Annotated in this window: 15 protein-coding genes and 1 rRNA gene; 9 read left to right on the top strand and 7 right to left on the bottom strand. The window is 66.4% G+C overall.

Annotation, left to right across the window (positions count from 1 at the left end; translation table 11 throughout):
* Positions 1 to 107 precede the first annotated feature (107 nt).
* A complete protein-coding gene (locus DIE06_RS29175) occupies positions 108 to 977 on the top strand; it encodes a DMT family transporter (protein WP_124664380.1) in 870 nt (289 codons plus the stop codon).
* Between the two features lie 232 nt (positions 978 to 1,209).
* Positions 1,210 to 2,058, top strand: a complete 849-nt coding sequence (gene nadE, locus DIE06_RS29170) for an ammonia-dependent NAD(+) synthetase (protein WP_124664379.1) — start codon at positions 1,210 to 1,212, stop codon at positions 2,056 to 2,058.
* A 75-nt stretch (positions 2,059 to 2,133) separates the two neighbouring features.
* On the opposite strand, the gene DIE06_RS29165 is transcribed toward nadE, so the two are convergent.
* From DIE06_RS29165 to DIE06_RS29155, 3 genes are all read right to left on the bottom strand, one after another.
* Positions 2,134 to 3,810, bottom strand: coding sequence for a S10 family peptidase (locus DIE06_RS29165; RefSeq protein ID WP_124664378.1), 1,677 nt, complete (start codon positions 3,808 to 3,810; stop codon positions 2,134 to 2,136).
* A 73-nt stretch (positions 3,811 to 3,883) separates the two neighbouring features.
* Positions 3,884 to 5,485 (bottom strand): protease pro-enzyme activation domain-containing protein, encoded by a 1,602-nt coding sequence (locus DIE06_RS29160; protein WP_124664377.1) that lies wholly within the window; start codon positions 5,483 to 5,485, stop codon positions 3,884 to 3,886.
* A gap of 259 nt (positions 5,486 to 5,744) precedes the next feature.
* Positions 5,745 to 6,365 (bottom strand): LysE family translocator, encoded by a 621-nt coding sequence (locus DIE06_RS29155; protein ID WP_124614672.1) that lies wholly within the window; start codon positions 6,363 to 6,365, stop codon positions 5,745 to 5,747.
* Between the two features lie 134 nt (positions 6,366 to 6,499).
* On the opposite strand from DIE06_RS29155, the gene DIE06_RS29150 reads away from it, so the two are divergent.
* Positions 6,500 to 6,964 (top strand): Lrp/AsnC family transcriptional regulator, encoded by a 465-nt coding sequence (locus DIE06_RS29150; protein WP_124664376.1) that lies wholly within the window; start codon positions 6,500 to 6,502, stop codon positions 6,962 to 6,964.
* A 177-nt stretch (positions 6,965 to 7,141) separates the two neighbouring features.
* Here DIE06_RS29150 and DIE06_RS29145 read toward each other — a convergent pair whose 3' ends face one another.
* Positions 7,142 to 8,056, bottom strand: coding sequence for a LysR family transcriptional regulator (locus DIE06_RS29145; protein WP_124664375.1), 915 nt, complete (start codon positions 8,054 to 8,056; stop codon positions 7,142 to 7,144).
* A gap of 139 nt (positions 8,057 to 8,195) precedes the next feature.
* Here DIE06_RS29145 and speB point away from each other — a divergent pair, with 139 nt between their 5' ends.
* A complete protein-coding gene (gene speB, locus DIE06_RS29140; protein ID WP_124664374.1) occupies positions 8,196 to 9,152 on the top strand; it encodes an agmatinase in 957 nt (318 codons plus the stop codon).
* 53 nt (positions 9,153 to 9,205) lie between these two features.
* On the top strand, positions 9,206 to 10,531 hold the full coding sequence (locus DIE06_RS29135) for an MFS transporter (RefSeq protein WP_124664373.1): 1,326 nt from the start codon (positions 9,206 to 9,208) through the stop codon (positions 10,529 to 10,531).
* Positions 10,532 to 10,708: 177 nt separating this feature from the next.
* Here DIE06_RS29135 and metE read toward each other — a convergent pair whose 3' ends face one another.
* Complete coding sequence (gene metE, locus DIE06_RS29130; RefSeq protein ID WP_124664372.1) at positions 10,709 to 13,003, bottom strand: 5-methyltetrahydropteroyltriglutamate--homocysteine S-methyltransferase; 2,295 nt, start codon at positions 13,001 to 13,003, stop codon at positions 10,709 to 10,711.
* Positions 13,004 to 13,130: 127 nt separating this feature from the next.
* Here metE and DIE06_RS29125 point away from each other — a divergent pair, with 127 nt between their 5' ends.
* The 3 genes from DIE06_RS29125 (at position 13,131) to DIE06_RS29115 (ending at position 16,866) form a co-directional block, all read left to right on the top strand.
* Complete coding sequence (locus tag DIE06_RS29125) at positions 13,131 to 14,039, top strand: LysR family transcriptional regulator (RefSeq protein ID WP_124664371.1); 909 nt, start codon at positions 13,131 to 13,133, stop codon at positions 14,037 to 14,039.
* Positions 14,040 to 14,261: 222 nt separating this feature from the next.
* Complete coding sequence (locus DIE06_RS29120; RefSeq protein ID WP_124664370.1) at positions 14,262 to 15,854, top strand: inorganic phosphate transporter; 1,593 nt, start codon at positions 14,262 to 14,264, stop codon at positions 15,852 to 15,854.
* Positions 15,855 to 16,122: 268 nt separating this feature from the next.
* The gene (locus DIE06_RS29115) at positions 16,123 to 16,866 is read left to right on the top strand and encodes a 2OG-Fe(II) oxygenase (RefSeq protein WP_185733501.1); all 744 of its coding nucleotides are present in this window, start codon (positions 16,123 to 16,125) and stop codon (positions 16,864 to 16,866) included.
* Between the two features lie 253 nt (positions 16,867 to 17,119).
* On the opposite strand, the gene DIE06_RS29110 is transcribed toward DIE06_RS29115, so the two are convergent.
* Positions 17,120 to 18,544, bottom strand: a complete 1,425-nt coding sequence (locus DIE06_RS29110) for a DHA2 family efflux MFS transporter permease subunit (protein ID WP_124664368.1) — start codon at positions 18,542 to 18,544, stop codon at positions 17,120 to 17,122.
* A gap of 45 nt (positions 18,545 to 18,589) precedes the next feature.
* On the opposite strand from DIE06_RS29110, the gene DIE06_RS29105 reads away from it, so the two are divergent.
* A complete protein-coding gene (locus DIE06_RS29105) occupies positions 18,590 to 18,901 on the top strand; it encodes a hypothetical protein (RefSeq protein WP_124664367.1) in 312 nt (103 codons plus the stop codon).
* Between the two features lie 186 nt (positions 18,902 to 19,087).
* On the opposite strand, the gene rrf is transcribed toward DIE06_RS29105, so the two are convergent.
* Positions 19,088 to 19,200, bottom strand: a 5S ribosomal RNA gene (gene rrf / locus DIE06_RS29100).
* Positions 19,201 to 19,452 lie beyond the last annotated feature (252 nt).

Here is a 19,452-nt window from a genome sequence, read left to right as displayed (position 1 = left end):
CCCGCACGCGCGACGAACGAGTGCAGAATCCGACAAGACGGCAGCACCGCTTCGCCCGATACTGGCCGACTTCACGATTCGTCCGGCCGTATCGCGGCCCGCCCCGCATGCTTACCTCGCTTGTCGCCGCGGCCTTCGTCGCGCTGTGGTCCACCGGCTTCATCGTCGCCCGGGCAATCAAGCCCTACGCCGATCCGAACCTGTTCCTGCTCGCGCGTTTCGCGGGCACGGCCGTGCTGTTCGGCGCGGTGGCGCTCGCCGCGCGCGCGCCGTGGCCGGCCCGCCGCGAATGGCCGCGCCACCTGATCGCGGGCGCGCTGCTGCAGGGCGTCTATCTCGGCGCCAGCTACTGGGCCGTCGCACAAGGGCTGAGCGCGGGCGTGATGGCGCTGCTCGGCGCACTGCAGCCGCTCGCCACCGCCGTGCTCGCGGTGCCGCTGTTCAACGAGCGGCTGCCCGCGCGCGGCTGGCTCGGGATGGCGCTCGGGCTCGCCGGCGTCGCACTCGTGCTCGCACCGAAGGTCGCGGGCGGCGTCGCGCCGCCGCCGGGTGCCGCGCCCGCGTGGTTCGTCGTGGCCGTGTCGATCCTGTCGGTCGGCTCGATCACCGCGGGCTCGCTGTACCAGAAGGGCAAGCTCGCGCGGAACGACCTGCGCACGGCCGTCGCCGTGCAGAACCTCGGCGCGGCGATCGTCGCGGCCGTCTTCGTCGTGCTGCTGCACGAAACGCGCTGGATCGGCGCGCCGGCGCTGTGGATCTCGCTCGTGTGGGGCATCGTGTTCCTGTCCGGCGGCGCGGTCACGATGCTGATGTGGATGCTGCGACGCGGCAACGCCGCGCGCGCGACGTCGTTGCTGTTCCTCGCGCCGCCGCTCGCCGCACTGCAGGGCTACCTGCTGTTCGGCGAAACGCTCGCGACCGTCCAGCTCGCCGGCTTCGCGCTCGCGCTGGCGGGTGTCGTGCTCGCGCGGCGCTGACGCGAACGCAAACGGAAGCGGAAGGGGGAAGCCCCCGTCACGGCGCCCCTTCATGCATCGAAACGAAGCATGCACGCGCGCGCCACGACGCGCCGCCCCGCGCGCCGCACCATGACGATGCATCGCGTCTCGCCGATGCAACGCGCGGCCGCCGGATCGCACGCCCGGCGCGGCGCCGGGCCGCGATTGCGCTTATGATGGGCGCCTCGCATTTCGTTCCGGAACCACCCTCATGACATCCGCCGATTACGCCAGCCGCCAACGCGCGATCATTGCCGAACTGAACGTCGCCCCGCATTTCGACGTCGACGCCGAGATCGCCCGCCGCGTCGATTTCCTCGCGCAGTACCTTCGTTCGACCGGCCTGCGGACCTACGTGCTCGGCATCAGCGGCGGCGTCGATTCGTCGACGGCCGGGCGGCTCGCGCAGCTGGCGGTCGAACAGCTGCGCGCCGGCGGCTACGACGCCCGCTTCATCGCGATGCGCTTGCCGAACGGCGTTCAGAACGACGAAGCCGACGCGCAGCGCGCGCTCGCGTTCGTGCGCGCGGACGAAACATTCACGGTCGACGTGAAGCCCGCCGCCGACGCGATGCTCGCATCGCTGGTCGCGTCCGGCCACGCGTTCGACAACCCGGCACAGCAGGACTTCGTGCACGGCAACATCAAGGCGCGCGAGCGCATGATCGCGCAGTACGCGGTCGCCGGTGCGCGGCGCGGCATCGTGATCGGCACCGACCACGCAGCCGAATCGCTGATGGGCTTCTTCACGAAGTTCGGCGACGGCGGCGCGGACGTGCTGCCGCTCGCCGGCCTGAGCAAGCGTCGCGTGCGTGCGGTCGCCCGCGCGCTCGGCGGCGACGAACTGATCGTGATGAAGGTGCCGACGGCCGACCTCGAGGAACTGCGTCCGCTGCGCCCCGACGAGCACGCGTACGGCGTCACCTACGACGAGATCGACGATTTCCTCGAAGGCAAGCCCGTCGCCGACAGCGTGTACGAAACGGTGCTGCGCTTCTACGACGGTTCGCGCCACAAGCGCGCGCTGCCGTACACGCCGTTCGACTGGCCGACCGCGTAAGCCGGCCGCTCCGGCCAAAACACCGCGCCGCGCGAACCATGGCGGTTGCGCGCGGCACGGGCACGACGGGCAGCGCTATGCGTGCCCGCCCGTCTTCTTCGCCTGCAGGGCGCGAATCCGCATCCGCGCGCCCGTATCGCTGACCGTCGCGTCGTACATCGTCGCGAGATCGCGCTTGAGCGCGGTGCGCGACCCGCCGTCGAGATACACCATGTGCCCCGACGGATAGAAGCGCGCGGACAGGTTCTGCCGCACCTTCTGATCCTCGAGCGGCATCTGCTGCAGGTCGATCACGGTCTGGTAGAACGGCGTGACGAAATCGTAGAGGCCGTTCGCCGACAGCACCTTCAGGTCGACGTTCAGCGCCATCACCGCGGCGAGATCGCCCGCCGTATAGAGAATCACGTTCCCCTTCGCATCGATGCCCTGCTGCGCGCCGGTCGGGTCGATGTGGCTGAAGTCCCAGTTCTGGAACGCCTGGTCGTTCAGGTCCGTGAACGCGGAGTTCGACGTGAACTTCAGCTGCTCGTTCAGGTAGCTGTTCCACATTGCCGTATAGACGCCCGTCACGGCCGTCATCGTCGGATCGTTGCCGCCCGAGTTCGGATCGATCTTGCCGGCGATGCCCGACGAGATCCCGGTCACGCGGCCGTCGTACGATCCGAGCGCGAGCCCCTGCGCCTGCAGCAGCGTCGTCAGGAACAGCGAATTGCCGCGCGCGTCGTAACCCGCGATGTCGAGCCCCCAAGTCTGCAGCGTCGCCGTGTCGATGCCCGTGTAGTCCGACAGCTTCTGCACGGCGGCCGGGTCGGCATGCGGCACGTTGCGCAATGCGGTCAGGTAGTCGGTGCGCGCGAACTGCGCGACTTCCTCGACGAACGCGCCGAGATCGGTCGGCGCGGGCTTGACGCCGAGCTTCTTGTGATACCACGCGTCGGCCGCCGCGGTCGGCAGCGCGCCGACCGGATTGCCGGCCTGCCGGTAGTCGAGGATCGACGACTGCAGCGTGACACCGTTCAGGTCGACGCCGTCCTCGTGCAGCTTGTACGCGAGCACGCAGCTGCGCGCGGTGCCGTACGATTCGCCGAACAGGTATTTCGGCGAATTCCAGCGGTTGTTCTTCGTCAGGTAGCGCTTGATGAACTGCTTCAGCGAGTCCGCATCCTGGTCGACGCCCCAGAAATTGCGGTTCTTCTTCGGCGCGACGGCCGCCGAATAGCCGGTGCCGACCGGGTTGATGAACACCAGGTCGCTGTGGTCGATCATGCTGTCCGGGTTGTCTTCCATCTGGTACGGCGCGGGCGGCGTGAACCCCGGCATCGACGTCTTGATGCGCTTCGGCGCGAACGAGCCGAGCAGCACGAACACCGAAGACGACCCGGGGCCGCCGTTGTAGAAGAACGTGACGGGCCGCGTTTCCTCCTTCGCGCCGTCGGCCGTGAACGCGACGTAGAAGAGCTTCGCGGCCGGCTGCGAGCTGCTCGGGTCGACCGTCACGAGATGGCCGGCCGTCGCCGTGTACGCGATCCGCTTGCCGTCGATCAGGATCGTGTGGTGCGTGATCGCGGCCGCTTCGGTCGTGTCGGTCACCGAGTCGTCGGGGCCGTTGCCATACGCGACCGGATCGAAGAACGGCTGGTCGCGGCCGTGACTCAGCGCGACCGGACTGATGGTCGGCGGCACGCCATGCGAATTGTGGTCGCCGTGATGCAGCGGATACACGCCGCCGGAGGATGCGGAATCGATGCCCATCGTGCTGCTCCTGGAGGTGAAAAAAGACGCGGGCAGAAGACCCGCGTCGCATGGAAACGCCGGTGCCGACGCGTCAGCTCGACGGCTTGCGCGCGAGGATCGCCGCGAGTTTCGCGCCGTCGGGACTGCCGAGGCCCGTGCACGCATCCCAGCCGGACGCGGCTGCATAGCTGCCGTTCGAGCCTTTCGTGATGTCGCGCAGCGCGCCCGGATTCTTGTACAGCGCCGGATTGATCCAGCCGGCCGATGCGCCGGCCGCCGCACTCGCCGCCGCGTTGATCCGTGCGATCAGCGCGGCCCACAGCGGCGCGACCGCGCTCGTGCCGCCCATCACCGCGGCCGTACCGGCGATCGACACCTCGTAGCCCGTTTGCGGCGATGCATCGCCGGCGACATCCGGCACGCCGCGCTTCACGAGCGGTGTGGTGCTGCCGTCGGCGAGCGCGACGGTCAACCCCTGCTGCCAGGCCGGCAGGTCGAACAGCGTGCTGACGCCACCGCCGCCCGCGCCGCCGCCGGCCGCCTCGTCGTTCCACGTGACCTCGCTGCGAATGCCCTGTCCGGGCAGCGCATCGAGCTGCGTGCCGCCGCAGCCGAGCACGTAGGGGCTCGACGCCGGGAAGTCGACGTGATCCGTGCCGTCCTGCAACCCGTCACCCGAGCCGCTGTCGCCCGACGCCGCGCACACCGTGATCCCCTGCGCGGCGGCCGCCTGCAGCACGCGGTTGAACGCCTGCGCCGACTGCGCCTGCCAGATCGCTTCCGGCCCGCCCCAGCTGATCGAGATCACCGACGGCCGGTTGGTCTTGTCGGTGACGGCCGCGTTGACGGCCTGGATGAAGCCTGCGTCGCTGTTCGGCGCGAAGTAGACGGCGATCCTCGCGGCGGGCGCGATCGCGCCGGCGATCTCGATGTCGAGCGCGACTTCGCCGTCCGGGCCGTTCGCCTCGCCGGTCGGCGCATTGCGGCCGGTGCCGACGTTCACGTCGACGAGCGTCGGCGGCGTACCGATGCCGAGCCCGCGGAAATACTGCTGGATATCGGCCGCGCGATAACCGCCGCCGAGTTCGACGATCGCGATGCATTGCCCGGCACCGTCGCCGGCCGGAAAGCCGTACAGCGACGCGAGCTGGATCGGCGTGAACGTGACGGCGGCGGCGCCGCGCGCGGGCTGGAACGGCGGCCTCAGCCGAAAGTGCGGCCGCGCCTGCGGACGGCTGTCCAGGCCAAGCACGGCCGTGACGGCATCGCCGAGCTCGTCCGGCAGCGCGATCGGGCCCGAGCGGCCGCGATACTGGCCGATCGCGCGATGCTCGAAACGCTCGAGCTTCACGCTGAATGCCGCTTCGAACTGCTGGATCGAGCCGGACAGCACGACGACGCTTTCGACCGGATCGACGCGATCGACCGTCAGCTGGTGACGATGTGCGAAGTCCTCGGTCTTGCGGATGTCATCGGGATTGGCGGAGAAACGCTGCGCGAACGCTTCGCGCGACAGCGGTTTCGCCTGTGCGTCGCCGGTGGCGAGCTGGTGGACCAACGTATCGAGTTGCCCTTCTTCCTGCCGCCGCAACATGATCGTGACGTGGATGCGTTCTGCCGGATCGCACGGGCCGAGGCACTTGGACTCGGCGACGATTCGGGGTTCACGGTCGGCGTGAAGATGCCTTGCCATGTTCAGACCCTCCTTGGTACCGCGTTGCACGGAACAGCCAGGAAATCGGACATAGCCGGCGGAAGTCGGTTCCGTTCGGTCAGTCGGTTCGCGAAAGCGCGAGGTTAAAGGGAGTTTAGATCAGTCAGACGATTCGCGCGCACGCCCTTCTGCGGCGGGGCATGCGCGCGAAGACCGGCCTTGCACGCGGTCCGTACCGATCGGCGCAGCGCCACCGTGCGGCCTGTCGACCCGCGCGGCGGCGATGCGATGAAGCGAGTCAGTCCATCGACAGGCGCAGCGCGAACCCGATCAGCGCGGCGGAAAACGTCCAGCGCTGGACGGTCTGCGCGAGCGGATGCGCGCGCATCCACGCCGCGATGCGCGACGCGCCGAACACGCAGGCGAGGTCGAAACACACGCCGGCCGCGACGAGCAGCGCACCGAGCTCGAACATCTGCCACACGACCGGCCCGGCCTCGGGTCGCACGAATTGCGGCAGCAGCACCGAGCAGAACAGCAGCGCCTTCGGATTCAGCAGGTTCGTCAGCAGCCCCTTGAAGAACGACTGCCGCAACTCGCCTGCCGCCGCGTCGCCGTCGCCCAGCGCGAACACGGGCGAACGGAACACCTGGATCGCGACGTACGCGAGATAGAGCGCGCCGCCGTAGCGGATCACCTCGTACAGCCACGGCGCGCTGCGGATCAGCGCCGCGACGCCGCAGGCGGACAGCGTCACGTGCGCGGTGCGCGACAGCGACAGGCCGGCCGCCGCCGCCATGCCCGGGCGCACGCCGCGGCCGATGCTGGTCTGCAGCACGAGCGCCATGTCGGGCCCGGGCACCGCGTAGATGGCCGCCAGCGCGGCGAGATAAATCAACAGCAAATGCGTGGAAATCATGGTCTGCCCCCCTCCTTCAATGACGATATGTTGCCGCTGAAGGGAGAGGGATTATTGGCCATCTTTGGCTCAGGATTGGCGATTCATAGCGGAATCCGCCACAATCGCGGAGTCAAGAAAAGGATTCCCCCAACATGACCGAACTCGACAAAACCGATCGCGCGATCCTCGCCGCGGTGCAGCGCGACGGCCGCCTGCCGATCGCGCGCCTCGCCGATTCCGTCGGCCTGTCCGAAACGCCGTGCGCACGGCGCCTGAAACGTCTCGAAAACGACGGCTACATCGAGCGCTACCGCGCGCAGCTGTCGCGCCAGGCGCTCGGGTTCGGCGTGGTCGCGTTCGTGCTCGTGCGGTTCGCGACGCACGACCGCAAGGTCGCCGACCGGTTCGAACGGGAAGTGCTCGGCATCGAGCGGATCCTCGCGTGCCACAACGTCGCGGGCACGGCCGACTACCTGCTGCAGGTGGTCGCGCGCGATCTGGACGACTACGGCACGTTCATTCGCGACTCGCTGCGGATGCTGCCGGGCGTCACGTCGATCGAATCGGCGCTGTCGTTGCGAGAGGTGAAGCACGACGCCGGGTTGCCGGTGCCGTGATGCGGGCGGCCCCGGACGGAAAGCCGCGCCCGACGGACACTCGACCCGTCACTTCGACGCGTATCGATGCGGGCCATGACGCGGCACGCCGGCGTAACGCTTGTTCACATTGTTGACGTCGTCGGCCTACACGACGATGTTGTCGTGCAGCTGGTGTGCGCGCCGAGATGCGTCCACCTACACGACGACGTCGGGCGACTGGTGCGCACGCTCGAGATCCTCGAGAAACGCTTCGACGAGCGGATCGCCGCGCCCGTCGCGCGCCACGACCATGTGGAACGTGACGTCGTAGCGCAGTTGCTCCGGATTGAGCGGCGCGAGCAATCCCTGCGCGACATACGGCGCCGCGAAATGCTGCGGCAGGTAGCCGAGGTGATGGCCGGACAGGATCAGCAGCGCCACGGCCTCCATGTTGTCGGCGGTCGCGGTCACGCGATCGGGCGTCGTCGACATCTGCGCCTCAGGCAGCGGATACGAGCGCCACGCCCACTCGAATCCGGCGACGTCGGCCGGCGTCAGCGCGCCGGCGCGTTCGAACAGCGGATGGCCGCGGCCGCAGTAGGCGACCTGCCGCTCGATGAACAGCGGCGTGTAGTGCAGCGACGGCACACGATGCCAGAAGTAGCCGACCGCGATCTGGATCTCGTCGCTCAGCAGTTTTTCCTCGAGATCGCCCGGTGCGCGCACCGAGATCGAGAAGCGCACGGCCTCGTCGCGCGTGCGGAACGCGGCGATCGCCTCGGCGATCCGCGCGTTCTGGCTGACCGGCGTGTGGCCGATCAGGCCGATATGCAGCGTGCCGACCAGCTGGCGGTCCATGTGTCGCGCCGCCATCCCGAATTCGTCGAGCGCGGCGAGCAGCTTGCGGCTCATCGCGTGGAACCGCTCGCCTTTCGGCGTGAGCCGGAATCCGCTGCGGCCGCGCTCGCAGAGCCGGTAGCCGAGCCGCGTCTCGAGCGACGACAGCTGCGCGCTGATCGTCGACTGGCCGACGTTCAGCATCGCCTGTGCGGCCGACACGCCGCCCGCGTCGGTGACCGCGAGAAACACGCGGATCAACCGCAGATCGAGGGTCGACAGATTCCCCAGCACGTTATCCCCCTTCCATACATCGATGGAAATCGATGTTTACGTCGATATCTTCGCATTCTTCTTTCCGGCGTGACGCGTAAAACTATGTGCCAGGCCGCGTCGCATGATACGGCAACCCCACATCGGAAGAGACAAGCCCATGAACGACCACACCCATTTCCAGCCGCTCGGCGGCAATGAAATGCCGCGCTGCGGCGGCATCGCGACGATGATGCGCCTGCCGCACGTGGCGAGCGCCGAAGGCCTCGACGCCTGTTTCGTCGGCGTGCCGTTCGACCTCGGCACCTCCAACCGCACCGGCGCGCGCTTCGGCCCGCGCCAGATCCGCACGGAATCCGTGCTGCTGCGCCCGTACAACATGGCCACGCGCGCGGCGCCGTTCGATTCGCTGCAGGTCGCCGATATCGGCGACGTCGCGATCAACCCGTACAACCTGCACGATTCCATCGCGCGCATCGAGGCTGCATACGACGCGATTCTCGAGCACGACTGCAAGCCGATCACGCTCGGCGGCGACCATACGATCGCGCTGCCGATCCTGCGCGCGATCCACCGCAAGCACGGCAAGGTTGCATTGATCCACGTCGATGCACACGCCGACGTGAACGATACGATGATGGGCGAAAAGATCGCGCACGGCACGCCGTTCCGCCGCGCGGTCGAGGAAGGCCTGCTGCACGGCGACAAGGTCACGCAGATCGGCCTGCGCGGCACCGGCTATGCCGCCGAGGATTTCGACTGGTGCCGCGAGCAGGGCTTCCGCGTGGTCCAGGCCGAGGAATGCTGGAACAAGTCGCTCGCGCCGCTGATGGAAGAAGTGCGCGCGCGCATCGGCGACACGCCCGTCTACATCACGTTCGACATCGACGGCATCGACCCGGCCTACGCGCCCGGCACCGGCACGCCGGAAATCGCGGGCCTCACGGTGCCGCAGGCGCTCGAGATCATCCGCGGCGCGAAGGGGTTGAACATCGTCGGCTGCGATCTCGTCGAAGTCGCGCCGCCGTACGACCCGTTCGGCACCACGGCACTGCTCGGCGCGAACCTCGCCTACGAGCTGCTGTGCGTGCTGCCCGGCGTCGCCTATCGCGACTGATCCCGGCACACGACCTATTCCAGATCAGAGAATTCCAGAGGAGAACATAACAGATGGGGACTTCCGTCAAGCAACCGAAGCGGGCGGCGCTCGCTTCGTTCGTCGGCACCACGATCGAGTGGTACGACTTCTATAGCTACGCGACCGCCGCCGCCATCGTGTTCGGGCCGTTGTTCTTCCCCGGTGAAAGCCGTTTCGTCAGCCTGCTCGCGTCGTTCGGCTCGTTCGCGGTCGGCTTCTTCGCGCGGCCGCTCGGCGGCGTGATGTTCGGCTATCTCGGCGACCGCTTCGGCCGCAAGCGCTCGCTGCTCGCGACGCTGATGCTGATGGCCGTGTCGACGGTCGCGATCGGCCTGCTGCCGACCCATGCGCAGGCCGGTGTGATCGCACCGATCCTGCTGGTGCTGATGCGCGTGCTGCAAGGCATCGCGGTCGGCGGTGAATGGGGCGGCGCGGTGCTGCTCGCCGGCGAGCATGCGCCCGAAGGCAAGCGCACGTTCTTCGCGTCGTTCGCGCAGCTCGGCAGCGCGAGCGGCCTGATCCTGTCGATGCTCGCGTTCGGCGCGATCAGCACGCTGTCGAAGGACGACATGATGAGCTGGGGCTGGCGCGTGCCGTTCCTCGCGAGCGCCGTGCTGCTGGCGGTCGGTTTCGTGATCCGCGCGAGCGTGTCCGAATCGCCCGAGTTCGAGGAAGTCAGGAAAAGCGGCAACACCGCGCAAAACCCGGTGCGCGAAGCGCTCAAGTACTGGCCGCTGCTGTTGCTCGCGATTGGCGCGAACGTCTACGGGATCGCCGGCGTGTATTTCAGCAACATCTTCATGATCAGCTACGCGACGCAGTTCCTGTCGCTCGACCGGTCGATGGTGCTGCATTGCATGACGATCGTCGCCGTGCTGCAGTTCGTCGTGCAGCTGGCGGCCGCGTTCCTCGCGCAGCGCTTCGGCACGACGCGCGTGCTGCTGATCACCGGCGCCTGGGCCGCGATCGTGCCGTTCGTGATGCTGCCGCTCGTGCACATGGGCACCCCATTGTCGATCACGGTCGGCGTCGGCCTCGCGACACTCGCGGAATCGGGCTACTACTCGGTGGTCGCGGGTTTCGTCAGCGGCATCTTCATCGCGCGCATCCGCTACACGGCGATCTCGATCGCGTACCAGGTGTGCGGCGCGATCGCCGGCGGTCTCACGCCGCTGGTCGCCACGCTGATCGCACAGAATACCGCGCCGCAATGGTGGCCGCTCGCGATCCAGTACATGAGCGCCGCCATGCTGTCGTCGGTGTGCGTGTGGCTGATCTCGCGCCGCGTCAGCATCGACGATGCGGGCGCGCCCGGCAAGGCGGACGATGCGCTGCCGCACGGCACACGTACCGCGTAACGTCACCTCGCGCAACGGGCAGGCAACATCGCCTGCCCGTTTGCATTGGGCGTCCGGCGGTGCGGCGCAATGCCCCCGCCGCCCCGATCATTCATTACGACACGCGGCCCGCACATGCGGGCCGCAAGCGTGCCATCCGATCGTCGATCGCGACGGCAGCCGCGCAGCGTTCGCGCGTTATTGCACCTGGCTGCGCAGCGTCTTCGCGGCAGCGACCATGTTCGTCAGCGCCGGAATCACTTCCGCCCACTGGCGCGTCTTCAGCCCGCAGTCCGGGTTCACCCACAGGCGTTCCGCCGGGATCCGTCCGGCCGCCTTCTTCATCAGGCCGACGATGTGATCCTGCGTCGGGATGTTCGGCGAGTGGATGTCGTACACGCCCGGCCCGATCTCGTTCGGATACCTGAAGCTGTCGAACGCGTCGAGCAGTTCCATGTCCGAGCGCGACGTCTCGATCGTGATCACGTCCGCGTCCATGTCGGCGATCGACGCGATGATGTCGTTGAACTCCGAATAGCACATGTGCGTATGGATCTGCGTATCGTCCTGCACGCCGTTCGCCGTGATGCGGAACGATTCGACCGCCCACTTCAGGTACTCGCCCCATTGCGCGCGGCGCAGCGGCAGCCCTTCGCGCAGCGCGGCCTCGTCGATCTGGATCACGCGCACGCCGGCCTTCTCGAGATCGAGCACTTCGTCGCGGATCGCGAGCGCAAGCTGGTAGCACGACACCGAACGCGGCTGGTCGTCGCGCACGAACGACCAGTTCAGGATCGTCACCGGGCCGGTCAGCATGCCCTTCATCGGCTTGTTCGTCAGCGACTGCGCGTACGTGATCCATTCGATCGTCATCGCCTTCGGGCGGCTGATGTCGCCGAACAGGATCGGCGGCTTCACGCAGCGCGAACCGTACGACTGCACCCAGCCGAACTGGCTGAATGCGTAGCCGTCGAGCTGCTCGCCGAAGTATTCGACCATGTCGTTGCGTTCGGCTTCACCGTGCACCAGCACGTCGAGCTCGAGCGATTCCTGTTCGCGCACGCTGCGCTCGATTTCCGCCTGCATCGCCGTGCGGTAGCCGGTTTCATCGAGCGCGCCGGCCTTGAACCGGCTGCGCGCCTCACGGATCTCGGCGGTCTGCGGGAACGAGCCGATCGTCGTCGTCGGGAACGCCGGCAGATTCAGTCGTGCCGACTGCTTCGGCGCGCGCTGCGCGTACGGGCTCGCGCGGTTGCCGAGCCGCGCGTCGATGCGCGCGATCGCGGCCTTCACCGCCGGGTTGTTCACGCGCGGCGAGCGGCGGCGCGAGTCGATCGCGGCCGCGTTCGCGGCGAGCACGTCGGCCACCTCGTCGCGGCCTTCGTTCAGTGCGGTCGCGAGCACTTTCAGTTCATCGAGCTTCTGCAGCGCGAACGCGAGCCACGAGCGGATCTCCGCGTCGAGCTTCTCCTCGCTCGCGAGATCGACCGGCACGTGCAGCAGCGAGCACGATGGTGCGAGCCACAGGCGCTCGCCCAGTTGCTTCGCGAGCGGTTCGAGCCAGTCGAGCGTCGCGCTCAGGTCTGTCTTCCAGATATTGCGGCCGTTGATCGCGCCCACCGACAGCACGCGGTCGGCCGGCAGTTCGCGCACGAGTGCATCGAGTTCATCGCGGGCGTTGATCACATCGAGATGCAGGCCGTCGACCGGCAGCGAGGCGGCGAGTGTCAGGTTGTCCTGAAGCGGGCCGAAGTACGTCGCGAGCAGCAGCTTGATGCGGCGCGTCTCGAGCGCGTCGTACGCAGTGCGCAGCGCCTGGCGCCATTCGGCGTCGAGCTCGGTCACGAGGATCGGTTCGTCGATCTGCACCCATTCGACGCCTTGCACGGTCAGCGTGTCGAGCAGCGCGCCATATACCGGCAGCAGCTTCGGCAGCAGCGCGAGGCGATCGGAATCGTCCTTCGCCTTGCCGAGCCACAGATACGTGACGGGGCCGAGGATCACCGGCTTCGCGGCGACACCCTGCGCCTGTGCTTCCGCCAGTTGCTGGAGCAGACGCGACGGATCGAGCGAGAAGTTCGTATCCGCATGGAATTCCGGCACGATGTAGTGATAGTTCGTATCGAACCACTTCGTCATTTCACCGGCCGCGACACCGCCGCAGCATGCCGCGTGTTCTTCCGCCGACTGCGCCGAGCGGCCGCGCGCGACGCGGAAATAGTTGTCGAGCGCATCGCCGTGGAAGCCCCGCACGCGCTTCGGCAGGTTGCCGAGCGTGAAGCTCATGTCGAGCACCTGATCGTAGAACGCGAAATCGCCGATCGGCACGAGATCGAGGTCGCGCTGGTCGTTCCAGTGGCGCTGGCGGAGCTCGGCGCCGAGCGCCTCCAGTGCGTCGCGCGACGATTCGCCCTTCCAGTAGCGTTCGAGAGCGAACTTGAGTTCGCGCTTCGCGCCAATGCGCGGAAAACCGAGGTTGTGTGTCGTAACCATGAAGCTGCCGTCCAGAAGAAATAGTCGATCCGGCAGCCATCATAGGGATTTCATCCCATGAAATAAAATGGCATTATTTCATTCATCCATTAAATTTGTTCATGTGTTTGTTGGGTGAGCGATAGCCATGCTGGAACGATTCCATCTCGTCGTGATCCGCGAAGTCGAGCGCCAGGGCTCACTGACCGCGGCCGCCAACGCGCTGCATCTCACGCAATCGGCGCTCAGCCATACCGTCCGGAAAATCGAGCAGCAGCTCGGCACGCCGATCTGGGACCGGGAAGGACGCGGCCTGCGGCTCACGCAGGGCGGGCAGTATCTGCTGAAGCTGGCGAACCGGCTGCTGCCGCAGTTCGAACTCGCGGAGGAGCGGATGAAGCAGTACGCGAAGGGCGAGCGTGGCACGCTACGCATCGGGATGGAGTGCCACCCGTGCTACCAGTGGCTGCTGAAGGTCGTGTCGCCGTACCTGTCGCGCTGGCCGGACGTCGACGTCGACGTGAAGCAGCGCTTCCAGTTCGGCGGCATCGGCGCGCTGTTCGGCCATGACATCGACGTGCTCGTGACGCCCGACCCGCTGAACAAGCCGGGGCTGCGCTTCGATCCCGTGTTCGACTACGAGCAGGTGCTGGTGGTCGCGGATGCGCACCGGTTCGCGAACGCCGACTACGTGACGCCCGAGCAGCTGACCGACGAGGTCCTGATCACCTACCCGGTCGAGACCGACCGGCTCGACATCTACAACCAGTTCCTGACGCCGGCCGGCATCGTGCCGCGGCGCCACAAGTCGATCGAGACGACCGACATCATGCTGCAGATGGTGGCGAGCGGGCGCGGCGTGGCCGCGCTGCCGAGATGGCTTGCCGACGAGTATGCAGACCGGATGGCGGTCGTGCCGGTCAAGCTCGGCAAGAAGGGGATCGCGAAGCAGATCTTCCTCGGCATCCGCGAAGCGGACGCATCGATCGACTATCTGGCCGCGTTCGTCGCGCTGGCGCGCGAATCGACGGGGAGCGCGCCGCGCATGCTGCGCTAGGCGCGCTCGCGCCGTGCGCGCTTCCGGCGGTCCGCATGTCGATGCGCAGGCCGTTGTTCACTATATGGATGACGACGCGAGCCGGCACGACATGTCGCGTCGCGACGTAACGGCACCATCCCCTTACACACCTGTAAAGCAATGATTCGCCCTCCCGACTGTCATCAAACTGACTGGTAGCGAAAGCTAGGATCGGACGCGGTTCCCTTACGAGATGCCGTCATGAATCAACCTGCTTCGTCCGCACCGAACAATTCGGGCTCCGTCGAACGCACCAGGCAGGTCGGCTATGCCGTCTTCCTGCTGGTGCTCGCGCTCGGCGCGATCTATATCGCCACGCACCTGATCGACGATCTGTCGCCGGTCCGCGAAGGGAAGCTGTTCCCGTACCTGCTGCTTGGCGCCGCGCTGCTGATCGCGCTCGGCTTCGAATTCGTCAACGGCTTCCACGACACCGCCAACGCGGTCGCCACCGTGATCTATACGCACTCGCTGACGCCCAACGTCGCGGTAATCTGGTCCGGCATGTGGAACTTCCTCGGCGTGATGGTTTCGAGCGGCGCCGTTGCGTTCGGCATCCTGCAGTTGCTGCCGGTCGAACTGATCCTGCAGGTCGGCAGCGGCGCAGGCTTCGCGATGGTGTTCGCGCTGCTGATCGCCGCGATCGTGTGGAACCTCGCGACCTGGTATTTCGGGTTGCCGTCGTCGAGCTCGCATACGCTGATCGGGTCGATCATCGGCGTCGGTCTGATGAACCAGCTGATGCACGGGCCGTCGGGCACGAGTGGCGTCGACTGGGGCCAGGCGCTCGGCGTCGGCAAGTCGCTGCTGTTCTCGCCGATCGTCGGCTTCCTGTGCGCGGCACTGCTGCTGCTCGTGCTGAAGGCGCTCGTGCGGATTCCGGAGCTGTACAAGGAGCCGCCGAAGGATCAGCCGCCGCCGTTCTGGATTCGCTGCCTGCTGATCCTGACCTGCACGGGCGTGTCGTTCGCGCACGGGTCGAACGACGGGCAGAAAGGGATGGGCCTCATCATGCTGATCCTGATCGGCACGGTACCGACCGCGTATGCGCTGAACAAGGCCGTCACGCCGGCCGAAACGCAGACCTTCGTCGCCGTCGCGAACCAGGCTGCCGCGACGCTCGGGAAGTACACGAACGGTGTCGCGCCGTCCGCGAACCCGCGTGCCGACGTCGAACACTACGTGCAGCATCGTGACCTGACGCCCGCCGTGCTGCCGGCCGTGCAGCAGCTGTCCACGTCGCTCGCGACCGCGGTCGGCGCGTCGGGGTCGATGGCGGCGGTGCCGCAACGCGACGTCGACAACGTGCGCAATACGATGTATCTGGTGTCCGAAGCCATTCGCCTGATCGAGAAGTCGGGGCAGCCCGCGTTCGCCACCGACGACAAGCTCGCGATCGACAACTATCGCAAGCAGCTCGACCACGCGACCAAGTTCATTCCGACGTGGGTAAAGGTGGCCGTAGCGATCGCGCTGGGCCTCGGCACGATGGTCGGCTGGAAGCGGATCGTCGTGACCGTCGGCGAGAAAATCGGCAAGCAGCATTTGACGTATGGGCAGGGTGCGTCGGCCGAACTCGTCGCGATGCTGACGATCGGCGCCGCCGACGTGTACGGCCTGCCCGTGTCGACGACGCACGTGCTGTCGTCGGGTGTGGCGGGCACGATGGCGGCGAATGGATCCGGGTTGCAGTGGAGCACGGTGCGCAGCCTCGTGCTCGCGTGGGTGCTGACGCTGCCCGCGTCGATCGTGCTGGCAGGCGGGCTTTACTGGTTGTTCCGGGCGGTCGCTTGATGGGTGGCCGGTGAAAGCCGGCCACCCGCCGAAGAAGGTTCCGCCGCCGCTTCTCCGCGTCTCCGCTCCGGCACATCGCGGCATTCGATGTATCCGTGCCGCGCCCCTCCCCTTTCCGAATTGGAGCGCAAGATCTGGAGCGCGCCGGCACACGGACGCCGCTAGACTGGGTTCATCAACTTTCATCGTGGCTTCAACCGTGCACGCGACGCTTGCGAGTATCCCGCGACCGTACGGCGCCACTCTGCTGACGAACCGAGGTATGCCCGTGAATATCGCCGATCTGCAACCTGCCGTCGAATCGCCGGACATCGCACAACGCGTCGACGCAGTCGACTGGCCGACCGTCGATGTCGAACTCGACCGCTACGGATGTGCGCATGTACCGGGCCTGATCTCCGCAAGCGAGTGCGATGCGCTCGCCTCGCTCTATCCGCAGGATGCGCTCTATCGTTCACGCGTCGTGATGGCACGGCACGGGTTCGGGCGCGGTGAATACAAGTACTTCGCGTACCCGCTGCCTGCGGTCGTCGCCGAGCTGCGCACGACGCTCTACCCGCATCTCGCGCCGATCGCGAATCGCTGGAACCAGGCACTCGGGATCGACGTCCGCTATCCGAAAGACCACACGACATTCCTCGATCGCTGCCACGCGGCAGGACAGACACGACCGACGCCGCTGATCCTGCAATACGGCCCGGACGACTACAACTGTCTCCATCAAGACCTGTATGGCGAGCATGTCTTTCCACTCCAGGTCGCGATCCTGCTGTCGGCACCCGGGCGGGATTTCACGGGCGGCGAGTTCGTGCTGACGGAACAGCGGCCACGCATGCAGTCACGCGCGGAAGTGGTGCCGCTGACACAAGGCGACGCGGTGATCTTCGCCGTGCACGGCAGGCCCGTGCAGGGAACGCGCGGCGTCTACTGCGTCAATTTGCGCCATGGTGTGAGCAGAATTCGAAGCGGCCACCGCCACACGATCGGCATCATCTTCCATGATGCACAGTGACGGCCCGCGGAGCGAGCATGACGCTATCGTGCCATTCGGCAAGCGGATGGGTTTACTCGAGTGACCGCCCATCATCGCGCGAGGCGCGTTGTACCGCGGCATCGGCGCACGGTCAGCTCGGCGCCCGCGGTGACGGATGACGGGGGGCGCCATCCGTCGCATCATCGTCGCCATGATGGATCGACGTTTCCGGTGAGCAACGAAAAGCCGCAGCCCTCACCTGCCGCGGCGCCAATGCAACAAGAGATCCGGTCTACCCGCGGGCCACATTTGCCCGCAGGCGATCGCCAGCATTGGAAGCCAGTCGCGCATAGCCCGGCAACGTCAGCAGCGCGAGCACGCCCGCCGCAACGAACGCCCAGCGAAAGTCGTCCAGTACGTAGTGCATGCCGGCCGCGTCGCCACGCACCAACGCCGCGAACCGCAGCGACAACGCACCGAATGCGATCCCCATCCCGATCGCCATCTGCTGCGCGGCACTCCATAGCGTGCTGGCCGCGCTCGTCTGCCGGGCCGGGATATCCGCATATGCCAGCGTCGCGAGCGTCGTGAACTGCATCGACCGCGTGAGTCCGTAGACGAAGACGACGAACAGCGTGATCATCAGCGGCGTCGACGCGGTCAGCCAGCCGCACGCGATCGTGAAGATGCCGACGATCGTCACGTCGACGAGCGCGACGCGCCGGAAACCGAAGCGGTCGAGAATCCACGAGGTTCCCGCCTTCATCCCGAGATTGCCGAGCGCGCTCGCGAGCAGCAGCAGGCCGGACTGGAACGGCGACAGCCCGAAGCCGATCTGGAACAGCAGCGGCAGCAGATACGGCACGGCGTTGATCGCCATCCGCGTGATCGAGCCAGTGATCACCGTCACCGAGAACGTCGGCACCTGCAGCGTCGTGAAATCGAGCAGTGGATGCGCGTAGCGTTGCGCGTGCATCCACGCGGCGATGCCGAACAACACGCTCGCGCCCACCAGAATGCCCGCGCGCGTGAAGTCGACATCCTGCTGGCCAGCCGCTTCGGTACCGATCAGCAGACAGGTCAGCGCACCGCCGGCCAGCACGAAGCCGACCCAGTCGAGCGGCCGTTGTTCGTCGGCCCGCGTGTTCCGGACGATCAGCCAGGTACAGACGAGCGCAGCAACACCGAACGGCACATTCAACAGGAAGATCCATCGCCATGACGCGTAGGTCGTGATGAAGCCTCCGATCGGCGGCCCGACGACCGGCGCGACGATGCCCGGCCACGTGATCGTCGCGATCGCTCGCATCAGCCGGGCCTTCTCCGTGCTGCGCACGACGATCATCCGTCCGACCGGCACCATCATCGCCCCGCCGACACCCTGCCGCAGGCGCGCGGCCGTGAACGTCACCCCCCCCTCGGACAGCCCGCACAGCACTGACGCGCCGGTAAAGACGAAGATGGCGGTGGCGAACACCGTGCGCGAGCCATAGCGATCCGCGATCCAGCCGCTGATCGGGATGAACACCGCGAGTGCCAGCATGTACGCCGTCATCCCGAGGCTCAGCGCGTTCGGCCCGACGCCGAACGAACGCGCCATCTGCGGCAGCGCGGTTGCGATCACGGTCGTGTCGAGGTACTCCATGAAGAACGTTGCGGCGACGAGATACGGCAAGAAGTCGGTCGTCCGACCACTTTGGACAGGGCTATCAGTCATGAATGGTGCAGGAGACGGAATGCGAAGGACGCCGAGTGCCGGCAGATGCAGATGCGCGCCGGGAATCGGGACGAATGGCGATATTACGCTGAAGGGCGGGTTGTTTGCTCTGTCGGGCATGTCGCGCGAATGGACTTTATGCGCATAGATTTTTATGACGATATCGGGCTGCGTTCGCTGGACGGCGCACACGGTCAGGTCGACGCGACACGTCGAAGGAGGGGTATTTTTCGCGGAATAATGGCATTTTCCGACAATCGTCGATCAACGCCGCACATCGTCGGCCATCACATCACCATCGCCATCACCAGATTCGCCGACATTGGTCGGGCGCTGACTGAAGGTGGATTGGTCTGATCTGGAGAGAAGGATGTGCCGGGAGAGCTCGGTGGTACAAAGTGACGAATTGCTCGAGAACCGTGGGTACCTGAAATCAACACCATCGGTGCCCCAGTTCCATCCGCATTGCACTTTTTCACGCACATTTCCGTCGCGCCAATGCAAAAACCCCCGCCTTTCGGACGGGGGTTTCTGGCTTAGGGAGCCTGACGATTACCTACTTTCACACGGGAATCCGCACTATCATCGGCGTAGAGTCGTTTCACGGTCCTGTTCGGGATGGGAAGGGGTGGGACCGACTCGCTATGGTCATCAGGCAAAGAGGGTTGTTGTGCTGGCGTGGCCAACAGAACCAATCTGGGAAGAAGCAGTAATTTAGTTGGGTTGTGAGCTGTATCTCACACGTACGCGGTACTTCAACCGTCGTACGTCGAGTGCCCTGCACTCGACGCTCGATGTCCGTAAGCGCTAAAGCGCTAACGGGCATCGAGACAGACTTGTTATAGGATCAAGCCTTACGGGCAATTAGTATCAGTTAGCTGAACGCATTACTGCGCTTACACACCTGA

The organism is Burkholderia sp. Bp8998, from assembly GCF_003854235.1.
In the GTDB taxonomy this organism is placed as follows: Bacteria; Pseudomonadota; Gammaproteobacteria; order Burkholderiales; family Burkholderiaceae; genus Burkholderia.
This window is presented reverse-complemented; position numbering and strand designations above follow the sequence as displayed.

Bases quoted from the DNA above. Each gene is read 5' to 3' on its own strand.
- DIE06_RS29110 (WP_124664368.1), bottom strand. From the start codon at position 18,544: ATGACTGATAGCCCTGTCCAAAGTGGTCGGACGACCGACTTCTTGCCG.
- DIE06_RS29150 (WP_124664376.1), top strand. From the start codon at position 6,500: ATGACCGAACTCGACAAAACCGATCGCGCGATCCTCGCCGCGGTGCAG.
- speB (WP_124664374.1), top strand. From the start codon at position 8,196: ATGAACGACCACACCCATTTCCAGCCGCTCGGCGGCAATGAAATGCCG.
- nadE (WP_124664379.1), top strand. From the start codon at position 1,210: ATGACATCCGCCGATTACGCCAGCCGCCAACGCGCGATCATTGCCGAA.
- DIE06_RS29175 (WP_124664380.1), top strand. From the start codon at position 108: ATGCTTACCTCGCTTGTCGCCGCGGCCTTCGTCGCGCTGTGGTCCACC.
- DIE06_RS29155 (WP_124614672.1), bottom strand. From the start codon at position 6,365: ATGATTTCCACGCATTTGCTGTTGATTTATCTCGCCGCGCTGGCGGCC.
- DIE06_RS29125 (WP_124664371.1), top strand. From the start codon at position 13,131: ATGCTGGAACGATTCCATCTCGTCGTGATCCGCGAAGTCGAGCGCCAG.
- metE (WP_124664372.1), bottom strand. From the start codon at position 13,003: ATGGTTACGACACACAACCTCGGTTTTCCGCGCATTGGCGCGAAGCGC.
- DIE06_RS29120 (WP_124664370.1), top strand. From the start codon at position 14,262: ATGAATCAACCTGCTTCGTCCGCACCGAACAATTCGGGCTCCGTCGAA.
- DIE06_RS29165 (WP_124664378.1), bottom strand. From the start codon at position 3,810: ATGGGCATCGATTCCGCATCCTCCGGCGGCGTGTATCCGCTGCATCAC.
- DIE06_RS29135 (WP_124664373.1), top strand. From the start codon at position 9,206: ATGGGGACTTCCGTCAAGCAACCGAAGCGGGCGGCGCTCGCTTCGTTC.
- DIE06_RS29105 (WP_124664367.1), top strand. From the start codon at position 18,590: ATGCAGATGCGCGCCGGGAATCGGGACGAATGGCGATATTACGCTGAA.
- DIE06_RS29160 (WP_124664377.1), bottom strand. From the start codon at position 5,485: ATGGCAAGGCATCTTCACGCCGACCGTGAACCCCGAATCGTCGCCGAG.